A 21507-nucleotide genomic window follows, 5' to 3' on the forward strand; every position below is an offset into this window, starting at 1 on the left:
GGAGGGACCGGGCCGTTCGCGTGCGGGCCTCAGGGCCGACGACGCCGCGCGGGCATCATGTGCCGCACGGGCGCCACGCCCCGCACAGGCGCCACGCACCGCGCCGGCTCAGACCGCGCCTGCGAGTCCGAAGATCGCCGCGGCGATCGCGAAGCCCAGCACACCAATGATGGTCTCGAGCACCGTCCAGGTCTTGAACGTGGTGCGCACATCCATCTCCAGGAACCGGCCCACGAGCCAGAACCCGGAGTCGTTGACGTGGGAGAGCACCACGGAACCGGCGGCCACGGCCACGACCATGGCCGCGAGCTGCACCACGTTGTAGTCGGCGGCCAGCACCGCCGGGGCGATCAGACCCGCGGCCGTGGTCAGCGCGACCGTGGCGGAACCCTGCGCCACGCGCATGACCGCGGCGATCAGGAAGCCCGCGATGATCAGGGGGATGCCCAGGTCCGCGAGCACGTCCTCGAGGGCGTTGCCGATCCCGGAGGTGCGCAGCACACCGCCGAACATGCCGCCGGCGCCGGTGATCAGGATGACCGAGCACACGGGGCCCAGGGCGGACTCGAACGTCTTCTCGATCGCGGAACCGCTCACCCCGCGGGCCTTGCCGATGGTCAGCGCGGCGATGATGAGCGTGAGCGTCAGGGCGATGGGCGTCTCACCGATCGCGCGCAGCAGCTCGAACCACGCCTGGGACGAGGTCTCCTCGGAGACCGCTCCGGACTTGGCGAGCGTGCCCAGGCCGGTGTTGAGGAAGATCAGCAGCATGGGCAGCAGCAGCATGGCCACCACGGTGCCCACCGCAGGGGGGTTGCGGACGTCCTCGGCCTGGCCCAGGATCGCGGGGACCGGGAGCTTGATCCGGCGCCCCGAGAACTTGCCGAACAGGTAGGAGGAGACGTACCACGTGGGGATCGCGCAGATCAGGCCCACCAGGATGATGTAGCCCACGTTCGCCTCGAAGAACGTGGCGGCGGTGACCGGACCCGGGTGGGGCGGCAGGAACACGTGCATCACGGAGAACGCGCCCACGGCGGGCAGCGCGTACGTGAGCACGCTGCCGCCCAGTCGGCGTGCGACCGAGAAGACCACGGGCAGCATGACCACCAGACCGGCGTCGAAGAAGATGGGGAAGCCGAACAGTAGGGAGGCGACACCCAGGGCCAGCGGCGCGCGCTTCTCCCCGAACGCGCGGATGAGCCGGTCCGCGAGCACCTGGGCGCCGCCCGAGGTCTCGAGCAAGCGGCCCAGCATGGCTCCCAGCCCCACGAGCAGCGCCACGCTGGCGAGCGTGTTACCGAAGCCGTAGAGCAGGACGGGCACCACCTGGGAGGTGGGGATGCCCGTGGCGAACGCCGTGAGCGCCGAGATGATGATCAGCGCGAGGAAGGCGTGCACGCGGAATGTGATGATCAGCACCAACAACACCGCGATGGCCGCCGCGGCGATCAGCAGCAACGGCCCGGCTGTCAGTGTCTGACTCCAACCCTCGATCTCCATGGACGTCAATGTCCTTTCAGGTTGTTGACCCACGAACGGGCCTGGATGAAGGCGGCGTCGCTGTAGTGCTTGGCCACGTGGACCGCGCGCCCGTCGGCGCGGGGGTAGGACCCGAGGAATCGGGTGCGGGGGCAGATCCGGCGCACACCCATGAGGGCTTCGGAGACCCGGTCCTCCCGGATGTGGCCGTCGATGTCCACCGAGAAGAAGTAGTCGCCCAGGTGGGTGCCCGTGGGGCGGGACTCGATGCGGGTCAGGTTGACCCCGCGCGTGGCGAACTGCTCGAGGATCTCCAGCAGCGCCCCGGGACGGTCCTCCCACAGCGGGATCACCAGGGACGTCTTGTCCGCCCCGGTGGGCTCGGGCATGGGTGCATCTGGGCGGGCCACGAGCACGAAACGCGTGACCGCGTGCTCGTTGTCCCCGATGTCCTCGGCCAGCACGTTCAGCTCGGGGTGGCGCTGCACGACCACGGGGGAACACACGCCGGCGTCGTAGCCCAGACCCTCGGTGCTCACCCCGCCCGTGCCGTCCAACATGTCCATGGCCGAGGCCGCCGTGGAGGACGCGGGGACGTAGCTCACGCCTGGGAGGTTCTGTTCGACCCAGCCGCGGATCTGCGCCCAGGCGTGACTGTGGGTCGCCACGGCGTGGACGTCGGACAGGCTCACGCCCGGCGGGGCCACGAGGACGAACTGGATGGGCACCAGGATCTCGCGCAGGATCCGCAGTTCGGCACCGAAGGAGACGTCGTCGAGCGTGGCGGTCACGCCGCCCTCCACCGAGTTCTCGATGGGCACCACGGCGGCGTCCACACGTTCCTCTCGAACGGCCGCGAGCGCGGCCGGGACGGAGCTCATGGGGGTGCACGCGGCGTCGTCGACCCCCGGGACCTGCCTCAGTGCCGCCTCGGTGAACGTGCCCTCGGGGCCCAGGAAAGCGTACTCACGAGCGCATGGCCCCGGGTCCACAGGACCCGAGGCCACGCCGGACAGTGCTGCGTTCACAGAACGCGCGCCGTTTCCCCGGTCTCGGACACGATGGGCTTCTCCGCGTCCGCCCACGCGCCCATGCCGCCCACCACGTTGACGGGGTCGTACCCGTACTGCGCGAGGTACGCGGTGGCGCGCAGCGAGCGGCCGCCGGAACGGCAGATCACGTAGACGTCCTGGTCCAGCGGGACCTCGTCCGTGCGCTCCGCGAGCTGCGACAGCGGCAGGTGCTGGGCACCGTCGATGTGCCCGGCATCCCACTCGTCCTGTTCGCGCACGTCCAGGATGGGTGCGCCCGCCGGGATCTCGTCCACGGTGGCGGACGGCAAGTTGTTCACGTTGTCCATGGCGTCCCTCGTCGTTCGACTGCTCAGTTCACTCGGACCCCCACCATAGCGGCAGGGCGCGGTGTTCGGCGCCGACGGCGCGGGGTGCCGCGGGCGACGTCGCTCAGTGCACGTCGGTGCCGGTCTTGTCGTGCTCGGACGGGTGCGAGCGCCCCAGCTCGGACAGGCCGTGCTTGGCCACGTGACGCGTGGAGATCTCGTAGCCGATGTCGGTGCCCACGAGGATCACGATGCCCGCGATGAGGCTGTAGTACCAGTGCGGGTTGGTCATGCCGAACATGATGTACAGGCTCAGCAGGATCAGGAACGCGAGGCACCCGTAGGTGGTCACGGGAGCGTCGGGCAGCTTGAAGGACACGCCGCGTGCCTGACCGTGGGCCGCGAGGTTGCGCAGCGAGCGGGCGCACGCGTACAGCGTGGCGTTCACGCGTGAGAACGCGCTCGTGACCACCGGTTCCCAGAACGGTCTGGGCACCCTCGCCCGCGTGATGATCGATCCGGGGGTACGTCATCCTCGCGGAAGCGCCTTCCTACTCGGGCGCCATGGCCGTGTTCGCGGGCGCCCAGGCGGAGGTCGTCCACGTGGCGATCGACCACGAGGGGCTGACCCCGGACGAACTCGAGGAGACCATCGAGGAGCTCGAGTCCCAGGACCGGGGCATCAAGTTCCTGTACACCATCCCGAGTTTCCAGAACGCGGGCGGGACCATGATGCCGCAGCAGCGCCGCGACCGGATCTGTGAGGTCCGCGCCGCGCACCCCGTGCTGATCGCGGAGGACAACCCCTATCGCCTGCTGGGCTTCGAGGGTCAGACTGCCCGTGCCATGCGCGCGGACGACGAGAACGTGGTCTACCTGGGCTCGGCGTCCAAGATGTTCACGCCGGGTCTGCGCGTGGGCTGGACCGTGGCCCCCGATTCGCTCGCCACGATCCTGTGTCTGCAGAGCGAGGCCCCTGTGCTCAGTCCCTCGGCCTTCGCTCAGGAAGTGGTCGCCGGGTGCCTCGAGAAGTACGACTGGCGTTCCGTGCTGGACGAGTACCGCGTGCTGTACGGCAAATGGGCCCAGACCCTGATGGACGCGTTCGACGAGCACATGCCCGACGGTGTGACCTGGACCCGCCCCGAGGGCGGCTTCTACTCGTGGATCACCCTGCCGCAGGACGTGGACTCCTACGACCTGTGCATGGAGGGCATCGACAAGGGTGCGGAGATCTTCACCACCACCCTGAAGAAGGCCATGAACGCCTGATCGGTTCGCCCGAACGCCACGGCGCCGGTATCAACAATTCTGTGGCCCGGCGCCGTCGTTCTGCCGGGCCGTATCCGCTGCGACCTAGACTGATGGATCGAGGACCGCGGTTGCGCGATCCTTGCACCCCGCTTCGTGGGGGCGCCGTCGCGGGGGTCGGCGCACCATCACACAACTGTGTCGGCGCCGGGGCCGGCCGTTAGGAGCCCGTTCCATGTTCCGCCTCTTCCACAACGCCACGGTGCACGCCATGAATCCGGCCACCGGATGGACTCCCCAGGCCCAGTGGCACTCCCACGACATGCCCCATCCGGACGCCATCCTGACCTCCGACGACCGCATCGTGGCCGTGGGCGACTACCAGCGGCTCAAGGACCTCGCGCCGCTCGGCACCGAACGTACCGATCTCGGCGGCACCTACGTGCTCCCAGGCATGGGCGACGGCCACATCCACTCGGCCATGTACTCCCGCTCCCTCATCGAGCCGGACATGCGCCACTGCACGTCCCTGGAGTCCGCGCTCGAGGTGCTACGCCCGTTCGTGGAGCGAGGCATGGCGGACGAGTCCATCACGTGGATCTTCGGCGGGCAGTGGAACGTCAACGCGTGGGACGTCCCCGAGCTGCCGGACCGCCACGCGCTGGACACCGTGGCCCCGGACATCCCCGTGGCCCTGGGGTCCCTGGACTGGCACACCCTGTGGTTGAACTCCAAGGCGCTGCAGGAGCTGGGCCTGGACCGGAACGTCAAGGACCCTGACGGCGGCGAGTTCGTGCGGGACGAGCACGGTGAGCTCACCGGCGTGATCCGGGAGGCTGCGGCCATCCCCATCCGGGACGGGCTCATGCAGTCGGACGTCTCCGGCAACATCGACGACTACCTGCCCCTGGGTCAGCGTGAGCTGCTCAAGCGGGGCATCACATCCATCCACGACATCGACGGCGCGGACTGCCTGTACGCGTACCAGAAGCTGCGCGAACGCGGCGAGCTGGACATCCGCATCCACAAGGTGCTGCACCAGGAACAGGTCCACGACTTCATCCGGCGCGGGATCCGCACGGCCTCCGGGGACGAGTGGATCTCGATCGGCCCGCTCAAGCTCTTCGCGGACGGCGCCCTGGGCTCGCACACGTGCCACATGTCCGAGGCGTGGCCGGGCACCGAGAACCACGGCATGACGGTCACGTCCCCGCACGAGCTCGAGCACTGGATCGGTCTGGCGGCGTCCGCCGGGATTGCCACGGCCGTCCACGCGATCGGCGACCAGGCCACCACGGAGGTGCTGGACGCGTTCGCCAAGAGTCAGTCGATCGCCCGGGTCTTCGGCCTGCGCCAGCGCGTGGAGCACGCCCAGTACATGAAGCGCTCGGACGTCCCCCGGTTCCGTGAGCTGGGAGTCACCGCGTCCATGCAGCCCATGCACTGCACGGCGGACATCCCCATGAACGACTTCCTGGCCGAGCGCGACCTCGTAGCCTACGGGTGGAACAGTCTGCGCGAGGCCGGCGCCGAGCTCGTGTTCGGTTCCGACGGCCCCGTAGAGGACCCCAACCCGTTCCAGGGCATCCACGCGGCCATCACCCGCACCCGGGACGGGGCGCCCGAGGGCGGGTGGCAGCCCCACGAGCGGCTCCCGCGCGCCGAGACCGTGTACTACTACACCCACGCGGTGGCCCGCGCGTCCTACGAGGAGAACCTCAAGGGTTGCCTGGCCCCGGGGATGCTCGCGGACTTCGTGAGCGTGGACCGCGACATCTTCTCCGAGGACGCCGAGGTCGTGAAGGACACCGTGGTCGAGGCCACCGTGGTGGGCGCCCAGATCCGCTACCAGCGCGCGGACTGACAGCGCGGGGCACAACGACGACGCTCACCCACGTCCCACGGGCGACGTCGCCCGCGTGCGTCCCCGGGCGACGTCGTCCGGGCGGGCGACCCTGCGGCGTCGTACCCCGCGACCGCGCAGACCGACCGCGCGCTCAGCTCAGGTGCAGGTGAGGGGCCACGAAGGTCCTGGTGGCGTTACGTTCGTTCTCCAGGACCCAGCCCATGCGCTTGAGCGGGCGCAGGGAGATCACCGATTCCTGGATCTCCACGTCCGAGACGAGACTCTGGATGGCCTGCTCGGCCTCGATGATCTCCCCCACGGAGGAGAGCCACATGACCACCATCATGTTGGAGCGCCCCGTGATGGAAGAGACCACGCGGGTGCGTGGGTCCTTCGCGAGTGCCTCGGCCGCGTCCTCGTGCCGATAAGCATTCAAACGCATGAACCACTGCGCGGTCACAGGGGAGGACGAGAGCCCCTGCACCAGGTCGCAGCGGATGCTCAACAGCCCGGAGGCCAGGACCTTCTGCAGGTAGCGCCGGGCCGTAGCCGGGTGCAGCCCCGTGCTGCGGGCGATCTCCGCGGCGCTCGCGCGGCCGTCACGCATGAGGGCCTCGATCACCGGGCGCTGGTCCTCCCCGAGCGCGGTGGTTGAGGTGGGCAGGGCGGCCTGTTCGGCGGAGGTCCACGCCTGGGCCGCGGCACGCTGCTCGTCGCTGAGCTGGTCCAGTCGCCACTTGTCGCCCGCTCGGTGCAGGCGTGACGAGAGCATGAGCTGCACCTTGGCCACGCCCGGCACCTGCGAGATCTGTCCCTCCACGAAACGGGACAGCGATTCCAGGTCGTGACTGAGCACGGTCAACCCCAGGTCCGGGGACGGCGCGAACGCCTCCACGGAGATTACCTCGGGCATCGCGGTGAAAGTGTCCACCACGTGAGCCCAGCCCCCCGGATCGCACGAGATCTCGATGAAGCTGAGCTGGTTGCGGGGGTCCGAGAGGTTGACCTGCGCCGTGATCCACGCGATGCCCGAACGTTCCAGCTTCTCCCACCGGCCGGCGAGCGTGGTGGCGTGCGCGCCCAGGATCTCGGCCGCCTCCCCCCACGTGATGCGCGGCGCCCACTGCAGCAAACTGATCAGTTCCTGATCCTGGGGGGAGAGCTCGCTCTTGATGTGGCCGTTGCTCAGCATGGGTCCTCTGTTTCCTGGGCTCGTGGCACGGGTGGCGGCGCGGGCGGTGCCGTTCAGCCGTCCCAGGATGGCGGCATGCGACCCGTGGGACGGACGTACTCCCGGGCCCGACCGCAGCTCCCAACGCCCCATGATGAGTGCGAGGACCGTCCGGTGCCAAGTCGTAACCGAGACGTTCGGACACCCGAGTTAAAATAAGATCGATTCAAGCGACCCAAAATTGTAGAAATTTATGTCATACAGTTGGTTATTTGTATCACATCATGCAGAGCGGCTAGCACGCTGCATGACTGTTGCCCGCAGTGGCGACTTGACAGGGCTGATCTGACCCGCCCTCACCTCTCAGGATGCACGACATGTCTACTTCCGCTGCTTCCTCTGAGATAGCCACCGAGACCAACCTCGGCGGCCCGGCGGTCTCCTCCAGGAAAACACTCATCCACACCGGTATCGGCAACGCGCTCGAGTGGTACGACTGAAGCATCTACGCAACGTTCTCCATCTACTGCGCGTGTGAGATCTTCAACCCCCAGGCCACCGCCCTGCAGGCGAGCCTGTTGGCCAACGTGGTCCTGATCATTCCCTGCCGTTGTGGGGCAAGCTCTCCGACATCTGGGGCCGGCGTCCGTCGCTGATCATCGGCAATCTGGTGCCGCTGCTGCTGTTCTTCCCGCTCAACGCCATGGTGGGCCAGATGTTCCTCTCCCTGTTCCTGCCCGCCACGAGCGTACGCACCGTGGGCGTGGCCTTCCCGTACGCGGTAGCCGTGGCCATCTTCGGCGGCCCCGCCCCGTACCTGCAGAACTGGATCAGCACGCAGTACTCGGCGGGCATGTTCTCGCTGCACATGGGCCTGCTGCTGGTGGTCTCCACCGTGGTTGCCTCCATTCCGCCCGAGACCAAGGCCAAGGACCTGCGGCACTAGGGTCCGCCTTCTCCCGGTACGACGTCGCCCCCGCACCTTCTCGGTGCGGGGGCGACGTCGTCGTACAGGGCCGGGTCCCGGATGTGGAACCCGGCCGCGCGGGAATTACTTCTTGGGGGTATGCAGCAGCTTCTTGTTGGCGAACTCCTCGATGCCGAACGGGCCGAGCTCACGGCCCACACCGGAGCGCTTGACGCCGCCGAAGGGCAGGTCCGGAGCGGTGCCGGTGACCTCGTTGACGAACACCATGCCGGAGTCCACACGCTTGGCGACCTCCAGGGCCTCGGCCTCGTCGGCGCCGAACACGGAACCGCCCAGACCGAACGAGGAGGAGTTGGCCAGCTCGATGGCCTCGTCCACGTCCTTGACCTTGTAGACCACGGCTACCGGGCCGAAGATCTCCTCGGCGTAGGCGCGCATCTCGGGGGTCACGTCCGCGAGCAGCGTGGCCTCCATCCAAGCACCGGGCTTGTCCAGCTTCTTGCCGCCGGCCAGCACCGTGGCACCCTTGTCCACGGCGTCCTGGACCTGCTCCATGATCTCGTCACGCGCGGACACGGTGCACAGCGGGCCCAGGAAGGTCTTCTCGTCCGTGGGATCGCTCGGGGTGATCCCCTGCACGGCCTCCGCGAAGTTCTCCACGAAGGTCTCGTACGCGTCCTCGAGCACGATGAACCGCTTGGCGTTGGTGCACGCCTGGCCGTTGTTGTTCATGCGCCCATTCACGGCCTGCTTAACGGTGCGTTCCACGTTCTTATCGTCGAGCACGATGAAGGGGTCCGAACCGCCCAACTCCAGCACAACCTTCTTGAGGTTCTTGCCGGCGGTCGCGGCCACGGAGGCACCCGCACGCTCGGAGCCCGTGAGGGACACACCCTGGACGGCGGGGTCCGGGATGATGATCTCCGCGATCTGGTCGCTGGACGCGAACACGTTGATGTAGACGTCCTCGGGGAAGCCCGCCTCGTGGAACAGCTCTTCCTGCACCAGCGCGGACTGCGGGACGTTACCGGCGTGCTTGAGCAGGATGGTGTTGCCCAGCATCACGTTGGGGGCCGCGAAACGGGCCACCTGGTAGTACGGGAAGTTCCACGGCATGATGCCCAGCAGGACACCCGTGGAGTCCAGGACCACACGGGCCTCTCCCCCGGTGGAGGGGGTCAGGCTGCGGCCCTTCATGAACTCCTCCGCGTTGTCCGCGTAGTAGTCGTAGATCGCGGCGACGATCTGTACCTCGCCCACGGCCTGCGCGGCCGGCTTGCCCATCTCCTCCGTGAGGATCGCGGCGAGCTCGTCCTGACGCTCGCGGTACAGCTCCGCCATCTTGTGCATCAGCTGAGCGCGCTCGGCCACCGGGACATTGCGCCAGGAGGAGTACTCCTTGGCGGAACGCTGGACGGCGTCCTTGATCTCTTGATCCGTGGCGGTGTCGAACTTCTTGAGGGTCTCACCCGTTGCAGGGTTGATTGTTGCGTAAGCCATGCTGTCAGCGTATGCCCCGCCACACTCTCACGACATAGCGTTCACCGAGGGCGAGACTTCATGACACCTGCCCCAACCCGCGCCGTCATTCCCCTCTCTGCCGGGACCTGCTGCCCACCGACGACGACGCCACTCCCACCGCCAAGGGGACCCAGCGCCGTCGCCCTCCGCCCGCTGTCGATGACACGAACTCGCACACAAGCCCCGGGGGCGCCGTCCGCGCGGACAATGGAGCGCAACAACCTCGACCTCCTCGACATCCCAGGACGGCATGCATGACACACGAACGCCATCTCCCGGAGCACAGCGCAGGGTTCAAGAAGGTCCTGGGGCGGCTGGACGCCATCGCCCTGGGCGTGGGGGCCATGATCGGCTTCGGCTGGGTGGTCCTCACGGGAGGCTGGCTGAACGACGCCGGGACCATGGGCGCGGTGCTCGCCATGGTGGCCGGAGGGGCGATCATGGCCGTGGTGGGCCTGGTGTACGGCGAACTCGTGGCCGCGATGCCCGCCGCGGGCGGTGAGCACAACTACCTGCTGCGGGGCATGGGTGCCAGGTGGGCATTCATCGGCTCGTGGGCGATCACGGTCGGGTACATCACGATCGTGGCGTTCGAGGCCGTGGCCGTACCTCGCACCGTGGAGTACATCTTCCCGAACCTCAGCCACGTCCCGCTGTGGACGATCGCCGGATTCGAGGTGAACCTCACGTGGGCGCTCGTGGGTGCGCTCAGCGCCGTGGTGATCACGTGGATCAACCTACGCGGTGTGAAGCAGGCGTCCACGGTGCAGGTCTTCGTGATCATCTTCCTGGCGATCGTGGGACTCATGATGGTCTTCGGCGCGTTCACGCGCGGCTCGGAACAGAACATGGAGCCCTTCTTCCACAACGGTGTCTCCGGGTTCTCCCTGGTGCTCGTGGTGGTCCCGTTCCTGTTCGTGGGCTTCGACGTGATCCCGCAGGTCTCCGAGGAGATGCACCTGCCGCCCAAGAAACTGGGCGGCACGATCGTCACCTCCGTGCTGATAGCGACCGCGTGGTACGTGATGGTCATCCTCACCACGTCCTCGGCGATGTCCGCACATGACCTCGCGAACGCGGACATCGCCGTGGCGGACGCATTCGGCAACCTCTTCACCTCGGGCGCCATGGCCAACGTGCTGCTTGCCGGTGGCCTGGCCGGGATCCTCACGTCCTGGAACTCCCTGCTCATGGGTGCCTCACGTCTGCTCTGGGCCCTGGGCAACTCCCGGATGCTGCCCCGCTGGTTCGCCAAGCTGCACCCCAAGTACGGGACCCCCTCCAATGCCCTGCTGTTCGTGGGGGCGCTGTCCTTCATCGCCCCGTTCTTCGGCACCGAGATGCTCGGCTGGCTCGTGGACTCCGGCTCGCCCTCGATCGTGGTGGCGTACCTGCTGGTGTCGATCGTGTTCGTGATCCTGCGACGCCGCGAACCGGAGATGGAGCGGCCCTACCGGATCGGCGGGAAGCACCACGGCGGTGTGGTGATCGGTGTGCTGTCCGTGGTGCTCTGCCTGGGACTCGCTGTGCTGTACATGCCAGGGATGCCCGCGGGGTTGGGCACCGCCCCCTACGTGATCTTCGCGCTGTGGTGGGTCCTGGGGCTGATCTTCATGCTGCGCATCCCGCGCGGGATCGCCCCCGGCGCGGACGCCGAGGAGCGGCTCGTGGCAGCGAGCGAGTCACGAACCCGCAGCCGCTGATCGCACCGTTGCGGCCGGGCATACCATGGAGGAAGGGAGCTATGTCCCACGAGTTCGAGACTGCACCGGACCACGCCGAGTGGAGTTCCCAGAAAGGAACCAGATGAGCATCAAAGACCGGGTTTCAGAAGTCCTCGAGGCCACACCCAAGGGCCTCCTGATCAACGGCGAGTGGCGAGATGCCTCCGACGGCGGGACGTTCGACGTCGAGAATCCCGCGACCGGCGAGGTGCTGGCCACGCTGGCCTCCGCGACCGAGGAGGACTCGCGCGCGGCCATGGACGCCGCCGCGAACGCCCAGGAGTCCTGGGCCCGCACGAGTGCTCGCGAGCGTTCCGAGATCCTACGCAGGACGTTCGACCTCGTCCAGGAGCACAAGGACGATCTCGCACTGCTGATGACCCTGGAGATGGGCAAGCCGTTCAAGGAGTCCCAGGGCGAGGTCGTCTACGGCGGCGAGTTCCTGCGCTGGTTCTCCGAGGAGGCCGTGCGTCACTACGGGCGCTACGTGGACACCCCCGAGGGCAACCTCAAGATGATCGTGACCCACAAGCCCGTGGGCCCGTGCCTGCTGATCACCCCGTGGAACTTTCCGCTGGCCATGGCCACCCGCAAGGTGGCCCCCGCGGTGGCCGCCGGGTGCACCATGATCCTCAAGCCCGCGCGCCTGACCCCGCTGACCTCACAGTTCTTCGCGAAGCTCATGATCGAGGCCGGCATCCCCGCGGGTGTGCTCAACGTGGTGTCCTCCGCGTCCGCGTCCAACGTCTCCGGGCCCATCATGGAGGATCCCCGGCTGCGCAAAATCTCCTTCACGGGCTCCACCCCGGTGGGCAAACAGCTCATGAAGACCGCTGCGGACCGCGTGCTGCGTACCTCCATGGAACTGGGCGGCAACGGCCCGTTCATCGTGTTCGAGGACGCGGACCTGGACAAGGCCGTGGATGGCGCCATGGCCGCCAAGATGCGCAACATGGGTGAGGCGTGCACCGCAGCCAACCGCTTCCTGGTGCACGAGTCCGTCGCGGACGAGTTCTCCAAGAAGTTCGCGGAGAAGCTCGACGCCCTCAAGCCCGGCAACGGTCTCGAGGAGGACACCACCGTGGGTCCCCTGGTCGAGAAGAAGGCGCGTGACAGCGTCGCCGAATTCGTCCAGGACGCGCTCGACAACGGCGCCGAGGCCGTCGTGGGCGGCAAGGCCGTGGACGGACCGGGGTACTTCTTCGAGCCCACCCTGCTGACCGGCGTGACCGAGCAGTGCCGCGTGTTCAAGGAGGAGATCTTCGGCCCCGTGGCCCCCGTGATCACGTTCAAGGACGAGGACGACGCCGTCCGCCTGGCCAACGCCACCGAGTACGGCCTGGCGTCCTACGTGTTCACCGAGGACATCTCGCGTGCCCTGCGCATCGGCGACCGCATCGAGTACGGCCTACTGGGCATGAACGTGGGAGTGATCTCCAACGCCGCGGCGCCGTTCGGCGGCGTCAAGGAATCGGGCCTGGGCCGCGAGGGCGGCGCCGAGGGCATCGAGGAGTACACCACCGTGCAGTACATGGGCATGCCCTCGCCCTGGGCCTGAGCACGCCCGCGCCCGCCTGACGGGAGGAGGGCCCCACGAGGGTCCGAACTCCCGGCACCGGCCGCACACGGACCCGCCTCGGCTGGAGCCCCGGATCACCGGGGCTTTCCGGGGCGGATCCGATTATCGAGTTTTCGCGTCCCCGTGCCGCTGTAGTGAAAGGGCAACCGAACATGGCTGACATCGAATACCGGCTCGAGCAGAAGCGCGATCTGAAGACCGCCCTCCCGGGCCCCAAGTCGCAGGAACTCGCGGCGCGGCGGGAGAAGGCGGTCGCGGCCGGCGTCGCCTCCTCCGTGCCCGTCTACGCGGACGAGCTCGACGGCGGCATCATCAAGGACGCGGACGGCAACCAGCTCATCGACCTGGGCTCCGGCATCGCCGTGACCTCCGTGGGCGCCACCGCGCCCAAGGTTGTGGAGAAGGTGCGCGAGGCCGTGGGTAAGTTCACCCATACGTGCTTCATGGTGACCCCCTACGAGGGGTACGTGGAGGTCGCCGAGAAGATCGCGTCCCTGACCCCTGGGGCCTTCGACAAGCGCGCCGCGCTGTTCAACTCCGGTTCGGAGGCCGTGGAGAACGCCGTGAAGATCGCGCGCATGCACACCAAGCGCAACGCGGTCGTGGTCTTCGACCACGCCTACCACGGCCGCACCAACCTGACCCTGGCCATGACCTCCAAGGTCATGCCGTACAAGCAGGGATTCGGGCCGTTCGCCAACGAGGTGTACCGCGTTCCCATGTCCTACCCCTTCCGCGATCCGGAGGGCATGACGGGCGAGGACGCCGCCAAGCGCGCCCTGTCCCTCGTGGAGAAGCAGGTGGGTGCGGAGAACGTGGCCGCGATCGTGATCGAGCCCATCCAGGGTGAGGGCGGGTTCATCGTCCCGGCCCTGGGCTTCCTGCCCGCCCTGTCGCAGTGGTGCAAGGACAACGGCGCGGTCTTCGTCGCGGACGAGGTCCAGGCTGGCGTGGCCCGCACGGGCAAGTGGTTCTCCTCCGAGTACGAGGGTGTCGAGCCGGACCTCGTGACCTTCGCCAAGGGCATCGCCGGCGGTATGCCGCTGTCCGGCGTGGTGGGCCGCGCGGAGCTCGTGAACGTGGTGCACGGTGGCGGCCTGGGCGGCACCTACGGCGGTAACCCCGTCGCGTGCGCGGCCGCTCTCGGCGCGATCGAGACCATCGAGGACTGGAACCTCGCGGACCGTGCCCTCGAGATCGAGAAGATCATCAAGGATGAGCTCGGCTCCCTGGCAGAGTCCTCCCCCATCGTGGGCGAGCTGCGTGGGCGCGGCGCCATGATGGCGCTCGAGTTCGTGAAGCCCGGCTCCAAGGAACCCAACGCGGACGCCGCCAAGCAGATCGCGGCCAAGTGCCTCGAGCAGGGCGTCGTCATCCTCACGTGTGGCACGTTCGGCAACAACGTGCGTCTGCTGCCGCCGCTCGTGATCGACTTCGACCTGCTGCGCGAGGGCCTACGGATCTTCTCCAAGGCCATCGAGGAGGTCGGCGCCTGATCCGCGCTTCTTGAGCTTTACCGCGTACGACGGCGGGCGGTCACCGGGGTTCCGGTGGCCGCCCGTTCGCGTGTCCGGCGCGCACGGCTGGGGTATCCGTCAAACGCACGACATCGACTGAGCCGCAGTCAGCCCGAAGGCGGGCTCTACCCCCCCCCCACAGTTCCCCAGGGAGCGTCCGATCCGGAGCCCGCAGGCTACCTCACGTACACCGTGGCTTCCAGAGTCGAGTTGCCCAGGTAGTGGCCCACGGAGGCGACGCTGGTTTTGGTGGCAGCAGATGTGTCCGGTGACTGGATGACGGCGCAGGATCCCCCGTGAGAAAGTTCCGCCAGCGAGGCCGCCTCATATTCTTTGGACTTCGCATCGCCGCTGAGTGGGGGCGCACCGCTCTCAGTCACCGCGTACTGGAAGGGCCGCCAATTGTGGCCGTTCGCGTTGACGCCAGTCTCCATGAGCTGTTCCTGGGTGACGGCATGTGAACACAATGCGCCCCATGCGCCATTGAGCTGGGGAGGCATCACGGCGTTGAGTTCTTTCTGGGCATTCGGGCTGAAAATGCGGAAATTGATGTCGTTGCCCTTCAGCGTGGTGCCGTAGAGCTCAGCCAGCCGATCATTGCTGCCGACGGGCACCTTTGCCTCGGGGGCTCTGTGACTCTTGCCGGTAAATGGCGGGGTTCTGTTGATGCTTCGTAGCGGCCTCAAGTGGTACCGATAACGAGGGTGCTGGCGGCTGCTTCGATGACATCGTTGGTGATGGTGTCGAGCTCGTTGATCTTCATGACGCGCTCGATCTGCGGGAAGAGCCTCTCCAGCAGTCGGAAGTTCCCGCGGGTAATGCGGGTGATGGCTGCGATGGCCTGAGCGTCGGTGAAGTCTTCGGGGTCGAGGGTCTTGCCCAGGGAGCGCCAGTGACGCTGGAGGACGAACAGCAGCTCGTCCGTGCCCAGGGGTCGGTATTGGTGGGCGAAGCCGACACGACTGTAGAACTGCGGGTAGTGACTGAACTGCTTCTCCAGCCCAGGCATGCCGATCAGGATCAGAGCGATGTTGTCGCGGTCGTAGCGATCGCGCAGCAGCTCCAGCGCGGTGGGGCGGAGCCGTTCGGACTCATCGACGATCACCAGCTGCACGTGGTTCCTGCCGTGCCGCCATCCCCACGACTGCGGGGTGATCTGGCCGATCGCCTCCAGGTGCTGCTCGATGCAGATGTTGGTGCGGGTGATGGCCTGGGCGAGTTCGTCCTTGAGCACCCGTGGGGTGGTGAGCACACTGGGGGTGTAGAGCACGGTACGACTCCGAGCCAGGGCGGCGTAGACCTTGGCGTCGCTGTCGGCGCGCGGCCCCCAGTTGGTCAGCAGGTCGTAGGCCTTTTCCCAGTGTGCGTAGCGACGCGCGGACAGCGTCTTACCCACCCCGGCCGGTCCGAAGCACAGGCCGATGGTGTGGCCGCGGCGCACAGCGTCGGCGAACTGGGTGAAGCGGCGGTGCTCCTTGGTGACGATGAAGCGCTGGCTCACATCAGGTCCTCCCTGTAGACCTTCAGCTTCCGCCTCGGTGCTGGCGCGGGGGCCGGCGGCTCGGCTGTCGGCGGCGCCTCGGTGGTGTGTGCGGCTACGACGGCGATGCGTTCATTGATACCTTGGCGCAGGGCTCGGCGGCGGGCGTTGCGGGCAGCCTGGATCTCCTTGAGGCCGATCTTCTGGGCCTGGTGCTCCTGGTTCACGGCCTTGCAGAGGAACTCGTCATGGTCAAAGACGCGGATCTCCGTGATGTCGCGCGGGTCGTAGCGGATCACCACGGGCCGTCCGACGTAGCCGGCCAGCGTCGGGGAGACGTAGCGCAGCCCCTGGAAGCGGATGCCATCGCGCTGCACCACCCGGGACTGGGCAACCGTGAGCAGCAGCCCGTCGAGGTCTTCGAGGCTCTCGGGCATGCGCGGCAGCCAGCCCTCGGCGATCCACGCACTGCGCGGCGAGGTGTCAAGCTCGCTGTGAGACCGGTCGTTGTAGGTGGCCACGAACCCCTCCAGGGCGCTGTCGAGCTCGGCCAGCGACAGCTTCGGCGTCGGAGCAAGGTGGTCCTCGGTGATGTAGCCGGGCAGGTCAGCGAGAAGCTCGGTGTTGACGGTGCCGAAGAACCGTTCGATCTTGCCGCGGCCCTGGGGGCGGGCGACGGTGGAGTGGATCAGCCGGATATGGAGGTCGACGGTGGTGCGGGTGAGGTGGTGGCTGATGAAGTCGCTGCCGTGGTCGACGTAGAGCACGTCCGGCAGGCCGCACATCGCGCGGGAGCAATCGTCAATGATCGCCGTCAGCCACGGCCGGGCGGGCTTGCCGTCGGTGCCCACCACGAGGATGTCGAGCAACGTGTGGTCGCTCTGCCACATCGCATTCGGGTGCTCGGCCTGCCGGCGCAACACCAGCTCGTACTTGTCACGGTAGGACCCCGCGCCCTCCAGGGCGAGAGTGACCATTCCCGGATCCAGGGCCGCCACGATCGAGCGGACCACGCCGTAGGAAGGCACCGGCCACCCGCGGGTACCGCAGATACGGGTGACCCTGCGGTGGAGAGTGGCGATCGCGGGGCGGGGTTTGCTCAGCGCCAGGCCCTCGATCAACCGCACGAGCTCCGCGGGAAGATGGTGAGTACCGGCATCCGAGCGCTGTCCTGTGCTCAGGCCCGCATACCCGTCAATGCGGTAGCGGGCGTGCCAGCGCTCCAAGGTGCGCAGCCCGATCCCGGTCTCGCGGGCCAGGGCGGTCAGCGCGATGCCGTCCTCGACGTGCAGCCGCAGGATGCGCCACCGCGCCGCCCCGTCCATCTCACACCTGCTCGGCGACAGCTGCTCGGGCGCGGGCCGCCTGCTGGTGGCGATACAGCGTCGCCCGCGACCAGCCGACGAGTCGGGCGGCGTCTTCGGCGATGCGGCCCTTCGCGCGCGCATCGGCGGCGATGTCGAGCTTCTCTGCGACCACGGCCGGGTCGACCGGAGGTCGGCCGAAGCGGGTACCGTTCTGCTTCGCCGCGGCGATCCCGGCATTGACACGTTCGGTGATCAGCTCGCGCTCATACTCGGCCAACGTGGCGAGCATGCCCATCATCATCCGGCCCGACGTCGTCTCCGGGTCGATTCCGTCCGAGACCGATCTAATCTTCACGCCTTGCCCGCGCAGCAGCGTGACCGTGTTCAGGACATCGATGAGGGACCGGCCGAGCCTGTCGATACGCCAGACCACCACGGTGTCACCGTCCTGGGCGTAGTCGAGCAGCCGCTTCATCCCCGGTCGCTCGATCGCGGTCCGGCTACCCGAGGTCACATCCGAGAACACGTCCCGCTTCTGCACCCCGGCATCCACCAGCGCATCGACTTGCAGCTGCGCATCCTGAGTTGCCGTACTCACGCGGGTGTATCCCAGCTGCCTCATACCCCCAGCATGGGGCAGAAAGTCCTGGAAGTCACCACCCTGAGGCGCTTTTCGTCGAGACGACTTAGCGAGACACTTCCGGGTGCCCATTCACGCAGGGAGTGAACCTGAGGCCAACCGCGCGCTGAACGTCTAATCAACCTATAGCTTTACGAGGCGACTCTGTAAGTTCAGCTCATACTGTATAGTTCAGCGAATGCTGACTATTGTTTCTCGTGTTGACGTGATGAACCGGTTGGGCCGGGCGATGGCCGACCCCACCCGGTCGCGGATCCTGATGACCTTGCTGGAACGGCCGGCCTACCCGGCCGAACTGGCGCGGGACTTGGGGCTGACCCGGTCGAACGTGTCGAACCACCTGGCGTGCTTGCGGGACTGCGGGATCGCGGTCGCCGTGGCCGAGGGCCGCCAGACCCGGTACGAGATCGCCGATGCACACCTGGCGCGGGCGCTGACTGCTCTGGTCGAGGTCACCCTCGCGGTGGATGAGAGTGCCCCGTGCCTGGACCCGGCCTGCTCCGTGCCCGGCTGCTGCGAGAAGGGGGTGGGCGCGTGATCCTGTCCTCAACCCTCCAGGCGATCGGTCTGTTCCTGGTTACCAACATCGACGACATCATCGTGCTATCCCTGTTCTTCGGCCGTGGTGCGGGCCAGCGTGGGACCACCGTCCGAATCCTGGTCGGCCAGTACCTCGGCTTCGCCGGCATCCTGGGTGCGGCAGTGCTCGTGTCCTTAGGCGCGGGCGCGTTCTTGCCCCCGGGGGTCATCCCCTACTTCGGGCTCATCCCGCTGGGCCTGGGAGTGTGGGCGGCCTGGCAGGGGTGGCGCAGAGGCGAAGACGATGATGACGACGCCAAGATCGAGGGCAAGAATGTCGCCGTCTGGACCGTGGCCGGGGTGACCTTCGCCAACGGCGGGGACAACATCGGCGTCTACGCCCCGGCCTTCCTCAGCGTCGGCCCGGGGGCTGTGGCTGCCTACTGCATCGTGTTCCTGGCCCTGGTCGCGGTGCTGGTGGGCCTGGCCAAGTTCGTCGCCACCCGCCGACCGATCGCCGAGGTCCTGGAGCGCTGGGAACACATCCTGTTCCCCATCGTGCTGATCGGCCTGGGTTTCTTCATCCTGATCAGCGGCGGGGCCTTCGGTTTCTAACCACGCTTCCTGATCGGCAGCCTCCACCACAAAGAGATCTCCGGCCATTGTCGATGCCGACGTCCTGGCGATCGTTGCTGGCCCCAGCTTGCGGACAGTGTCGTTCCTGGATGGACGGCCCTTGCCGCCACGTATCTCAGCAAGAATGCCGCCACATACCTGCAACAGTCACAACGACGAAGGCCAAAACCGCGACGGAGAGCGACCGTTTCATGGGGGATCTACTTTCTCGGTGTGATGCGTGAGGGGAAATTCGAGCATACTGCGGCGATTTTGGCGTCGGGATCGAACAGGCGTCCATGACGGAGCTCAGAGGGTTGGACTGGTTCGATTCCCGGGTACGAGTCATCGAGAACCTTTCCCAGGCAGTGTCGGTCCGACCGTCCTCGGCAGCGCCGCCCCCGCTCTGAGAACTTCATGACGCGCAATGGTTAGGCTGGGGTCCCCGCACACGTCCCGAACGCCATGGAGGACACGGTGGAACACTTCCCCACGTTGACCGAGACCGTTGCCGCCCTGCGCCGCGGGGAGGTGACGAGCGAGGAGCTGACCCGGCGGACGCTCGAGCGGATAACCGAGCTCAACGCGCACTTGGGGGCTTTTGTCCATGTGGCCCCAGAGACCACCCTCAAGCGGGCCCGCAGCGCGGACGAGCGGCTCTCGAGCGCCCGAGGCGACTCCGAGGAGGATGCCTCCGCGCTCCCCGCCCTGCTGGGTATCCCCACCGCGCTCAAGGACGGGCACGACGTCGCCGGGATGCCCACCACGTGGGGCTCACTGACCACGCGGGACGAGACCGGTACCGTGCCGCCCGCCGCCGTATCCGAGCCGCTCGCCGCGACCCTCGAAGCCTCCGGTGCGGTGATCCTCGGCAAGACCCAGGTCCCCGAGTTCCTGCTCAATTGCTATTCGGAGAATCGCGCTTTCCCTCCGGCCCGCAACCCGTTCGCCCTGGACTGCTCCCCTGGCGGGTCCTCCGGGGGTCAAGCGGCCGCCGTGGCCGCGGGGATCCTGCCCGGGGCCGTGGGTTCCGACGGCGGCGGCTCCATCCGGATCCCCGCGGCGGCCTGCGGACTCATCGGCCTGAAACCCAATCGTGGGCGTGTCCCGAGCAACGACGCCCTGTCCAACGTGGGACAACTTGGGGTCAACGGCCCCATCACGCGCACCGCCAGGGATGCCGCCCTGCTCATGGACGTGCTGTGCCACACCCCCGGACACGATCGGATCGACCGCCCCGTCCGGGCCGCGCCCGAGCCGTCCTTCACGGCAGTGGTCGACGCCGCCCTGGCCGGGCGGATGCCGTGGGGTGAGCGCCCGTTGCGGATCGGTGTCAGCACGGCGTCGCCCTTCGACGAGACCTACGACATCTCCGTATCACCCGAGGCGCGTGCCGCGCTCGACGACGGGGTGCGGCGCCTCGAGCGGGCGGGGCACAACGTCGTCGACGCCCGGATCTCCTACGACCCGGCCTACCCGGACGCGTTCTTCCGGCTGTGGAGCACCGTCATGGGGCAGCTGCCGCTAACCGGGCAGGAAGGACAGCTCACGGGCCTGGCCCGGGCGTTCCGGGACCGCGCGCTGACACGGTCCGCGGTGGATCTCGCCGATGCCGTGGCGGTCCTGCGGGACATCGAGGCCAATGTGATCAGCCAATATGCCCAGTACGACATGATCCTCACTCCGGCGCTGGCCATGCCCCCGCGCCCGATCGGCTGGTTCCACGAGGGCTTCGACATCACCGACCCCGCCGGTGCCGAGCAGGATTATATGCGGCAATGCCAGTACACCCCGTGGACCTCCCTGATCAACGTGGTGGGGCTGCCCGCGATCACGATCCCCACCACGTGGGCTACACCCGAGCGAGGCAACTATCCCGGGCCGGTGCCCATGGGCGTGCACCTGGTGGGAGCGGCGTCGTCCGAGGCGTGGCTGCTCGCGCTCGCGGCGCAGTTGGACCCGCCGACCACGCCGCGCGCGTCCTTGGTGGCCTGACGGCACCTGCTCTGAGTGCGAGCTGCGAGCCCGCTGCCACCGGCCGTTCGGGCCCCGGCGTGCGGTGCGCGGAAACCTGCGGAAAACGACTGACGGGCGCCGCGATCGGGACTAGGTTTGAACCATGACCAACCGTGCGGGCACCGTCGCCCAACCCAGTGACCTCGTGGACATCGACCAGCTCCTGGCCGCGTACTTCGACCGCGTCCCGGACGCGGACGATCCTGACCAGCGTGTGGTGTTCGGCACCTCCGGGCACCGCGGGTCCTCACTGAAGACCTCGTTCAACGAGCACCACATCGCCGCGATCACCCAGGCGATCGTGGAGTACCGCGCGGAGCAGGGGATCACCGGGCCACTGTTCATGGGCAAGGACACGCACGCGCTGTCCGGACCCGCACAGGACACCGCGCTGCAGGTGCTCGCGGCCAACGGCGTGCGCACCCTGCTGGACTCCCGGGACGGCTTCACGCCCACCCCGGCGCTGTCCCACGCGATCCTCACGTACAACGCCTCCGAGCCCGCGGACCGCGCGGATGGCATCGTGATCACCCCGTCCCACAACCCGCCCACGGACGGCGGCTTCAAGTACA

General features: G+C 67.7%; 20 protein-coding genes and 1 pseudogene. 11 read left to right on the forward strand and 10 right to left on the reverse strand.

Features of this window, described 5'->3' with window-relative positions:
- Positions 1-108: 108 nt before the first annotated feature.
- The 4 genes from B3I25_RS04820 to B3I25_RS04835 form a co-directional block, all read right to left on the reverse strand.
- On the reverse strand, positions 109-1503 hold the full coding sequence (locus tag B3I25_RS04820; protein WP_085108063.1) for a GntP family permease: 1395 nt from the start codon (positions 1501-1503) through the stop codon (positions 109-111).
- Positions 1504-1508: 5 nt separating this feature from the next.
- Complete coding sequence (gene pheA, locus B3I25_RS04825) at positions 1509-2510, reverse strand: prephenate dehydratase (RefSeq protein ID WP_193520067.1); 1002 nt, start codon at positions 2508-2510, stop codon at positions 1509-1511.
- Complete coding sequence (locus tag B3I25_RS04830) at positions 2507-2842, reverse strand: rhodanese-like domain-containing protein (RefSeq protein WP_064847362.1); 336 nt, start codon at positions 2840-2842, stop codon at positions 2507-2509. Before B3I25_RS04830 ends, pheA begins: the two co-directional genes overlap by 4 nt.
- Before the next feature lie 103 nt (positions 2843-2945).
- Positions 2946-3269 carry a hypothetical protein gene (locus B3I25_RS04835; RefSeq protein ID WP_286738033.1) on the reverse strand — a complete coding sequence of 108 codons (324 nt, stop codon included), beginning with the start codon at positions 3267-3269 and terminating at the stop codon, positions 2946-2948.
- A 116-nt stretch (positions 3270-3385) separates the two neighbouring features.
- Here B3I25_RS04835 and B3I25_RS04840 point away from each other — a divergent pair, with 116 nt between their 5' ends.
- A complete protein-coding gene (locus B3I25_RS04840; RefSeq protein WP_064847360.1) occupies positions 3386-4093 on the forward strand; it encodes an aminotransferase class I/II-fold pyridoxal phosphate-dependent enzyme in 708 nt (235 codons plus the stop codon).
- Positions 4094-4307: 214 nt separating this feature from the next.
- Positions 4308-5936, forward strand: a complete 1629-nt coding sequence (locus B3I25_RS04845; protein ID WP_286738036.1) for an amidohydrolase — start codon at positions 4308-4310, stop codon at positions 5934-5936.
- Between the two features lie 133 nt (positions 5937-6069).
- On the opposite strand, the gene B3I25_RS04850 is transcribed toward B3I25_RS04845, so the two are convergent.
- Positions 6070-7110 (reverse strand): Lrp/AsnC family transcriptional regulator, encoded by a 1041-nt coding sequence (locus tag B3I25_RS04850; protein WP_286738038.1) that lies wholly within the window; start codon positions 7108-7110, stop codon positions 6070-6072.
- A 356-nt stretch (positions 7111-7466) separates the two neighbouring features.
- Here B3I25_RS04850 and B3I25_RS04855 point away from each other — a divergent pair, with 356 nt between their 5' ends.
- Positions 7467-7589, forward strand: coding sequence for a hypothetical protein (locus B3I25_RS04855; protein ID WP_286738040.1), 123 nt, complete (start codon positions 7467-7469; stop codon positions 7587-7589).
- Positions 7590-7699: 110 nt separating this feature from the next.
- The gene (locus tag B3I25_RS04860) at positions 7700-8035 is read left to right on the forward strand and encodes a hypothetical protein (RefSeq protein ID WP_286738042.1); all 336 of its coding nucleotides are present in this window, start codon (positions 7700-7702) and stop codon (positions 8033-8035) included.
- A 105-nt stretch (positions 8036-8140) separates the two neighbouring features.
- Here the strand turns inward: B3I25_RS04860 and B3I25_RS04865 are convergent, their stop codons facing one another.
- Positions 8141-9517, reverse strand: coding sequence for an NAD-dependent succinate-semialdehyde dehydrogenase (locus tag B3I25_RS04865; RefSeq protein ID WP_239318693.1), 1377 nt, complete (start codon positions 9515-9517; stop codon positions 8141-8143).
- A 275-nt stretch (positions 9518-9792) separates the two neighbouring features.
- Here B3I25_RS04865 and B3I25_RS04870 point away from each other — a divergent pair, with 275 nt between their 5' ends.
- The 3 genes from B3I25_RS04870 (at position 9793) to gabT (ending at position 14337) form a co-directional block, all read left to right on the forward strand.
- On the forward strand, positions 9793-11241 hold the full coding sequence (locus tag B3I25_RS04870; protein WP_286738043.1) for an APC family permease: 1449 nt from the start codon (positions 9793-9795) through the stop codon (positions 11239-11241).
- A 103-nt stretch (positions 11242-11344) separates the two neighbouring features.
- Complete coding sequence (locus B3I25_RS04875) at positions 11345-12820, forward strand: NAD-dependent succinate-semialdehyde dehydrogenase (protein WP_035959265.1); 1476 nt, start codon at positions 11345-11347, stop codon at positions 12818-12820.
- 173 nt (positions 12821-12993) lie between these two features.
- Positions 12994-14337, forward strand: coding sequence for a 4-aminobutyrate--2-oxoglutarate transaminase (gene gabT, locus B3I25_RS04880; RefSeq protein WP_286738046.1), 1344 nt, complete (start codon positions 12994-12996; stop codon positions 14335-14337).
- A 197-nt stretch (positions 14338-14534) separates the two neighbouring features.
- Here the strand turns inward: gabT and B3I25_RS04885 are convergent, their stop codons facing one another.
- The 4 genes from B3I25_RS04885 to B3I25_RS04900 form a co-directional block, all read right to left on the reverse strand.
- Complete coding sequence (locus tag B3I25_RS04885; protein WP_144998911.1) at positions 14535-14972, reverse strand: hypothetical protein; 438 nt, start codon at positions 14970-14972, stop codon at positions 14535-14537.
- A gap of 68 nt (positions 14973-15040) precedes the next feature.
- A complete protein-coding gene (locus B3I25_RS04890) occupies positions 15041-15859 on the reverse strand; it encodes an AAA family ATPase (protein WP_144998909.1) in 819 nt (272 codons plus the stop codon).
- A complete protein-coding gene (locus tag B3I25_RS04895) occupies positions 15856-17163 on the reverse strand; it encodes a Mu transposase C-terminal domain-containing protein (RefSeq protein WP_286738049.1) in 1308 nt (435 codons plus the stop codon). The genes B3I25_RS04890 and B3I25_RS04895 overlap by 4 nt, the downstream gene beginning before the upstream one ends.
- A gap of 1 nt (position 17164) precedes the next feature.
- Entirely contained in the window at positions 17165-17767 is a 603-nt protein-coding gene (locus tag B3I25_RS04900; protein WP_286738050.1) for a recombinase family protein, read from the reverse strand.
- A 196-nt stretch (positions 17768-17963) separates the two neighbouring features.
- Here B3I25_RS04900 and cmtR point away from each other — a divergent pair, with 196 nt between their 5' ends.
- The 4 genes and pseudogenes from cmtR to B3I25_RS04920 all read left to right on the forward strand — a co-directional run.
- A complete protein-coding gene (gene cmtR, locus B3I25_RS04905) occupies positions 17964-18323 on the forward strand; it encodes a Cd(II)/Pb(II)-sensing metalloregulatory transcriptional regulator CmtR (protein WP_064847475.1) in 360 nt (119 codons plus the stop codon).
- Positions 18320-18919, forward strand: a complete 600-nt coding sequence (locus B3I25_RS04910; RefSeq protein WP_048683490.1) for a cadmium resistance transporter — start codon at positions 18320-18322, stop codon at positions 18917-18919. Before cmtR ends, B3I25_RS04910 begins: the two co-directional genes overlap by 4 nt.
- A gap of 477 nt (positions 18920-19396) precedes the next feature.
- Complete coding sequence (locus B3I25_RS04915; protein WP_082943496.1) at positions 19397-20914, forward strand: amidase; 1518 nt, start codon at positions 19397-19399, stop codon at positions 20912-20914.
- Between the two features lie 124 nt (positions 20915-21038).
- Positions 21039-21507: pseudogene (locus B3I25_RS04920) on the forward strand (phosphoglucomutase, alpha-D-glucose phosphate-specific); the annotation flags it as partial.

Origin of the sequence: Kocuria sp. UBA1838, assembly GCF_002338785.1 — a bacterium.
Lineage (GTDB): Bacteria > Actinomycetota > Actinomycetes > Actinomycetales > Micrococcaceae > Kocuria > Kocuria marina.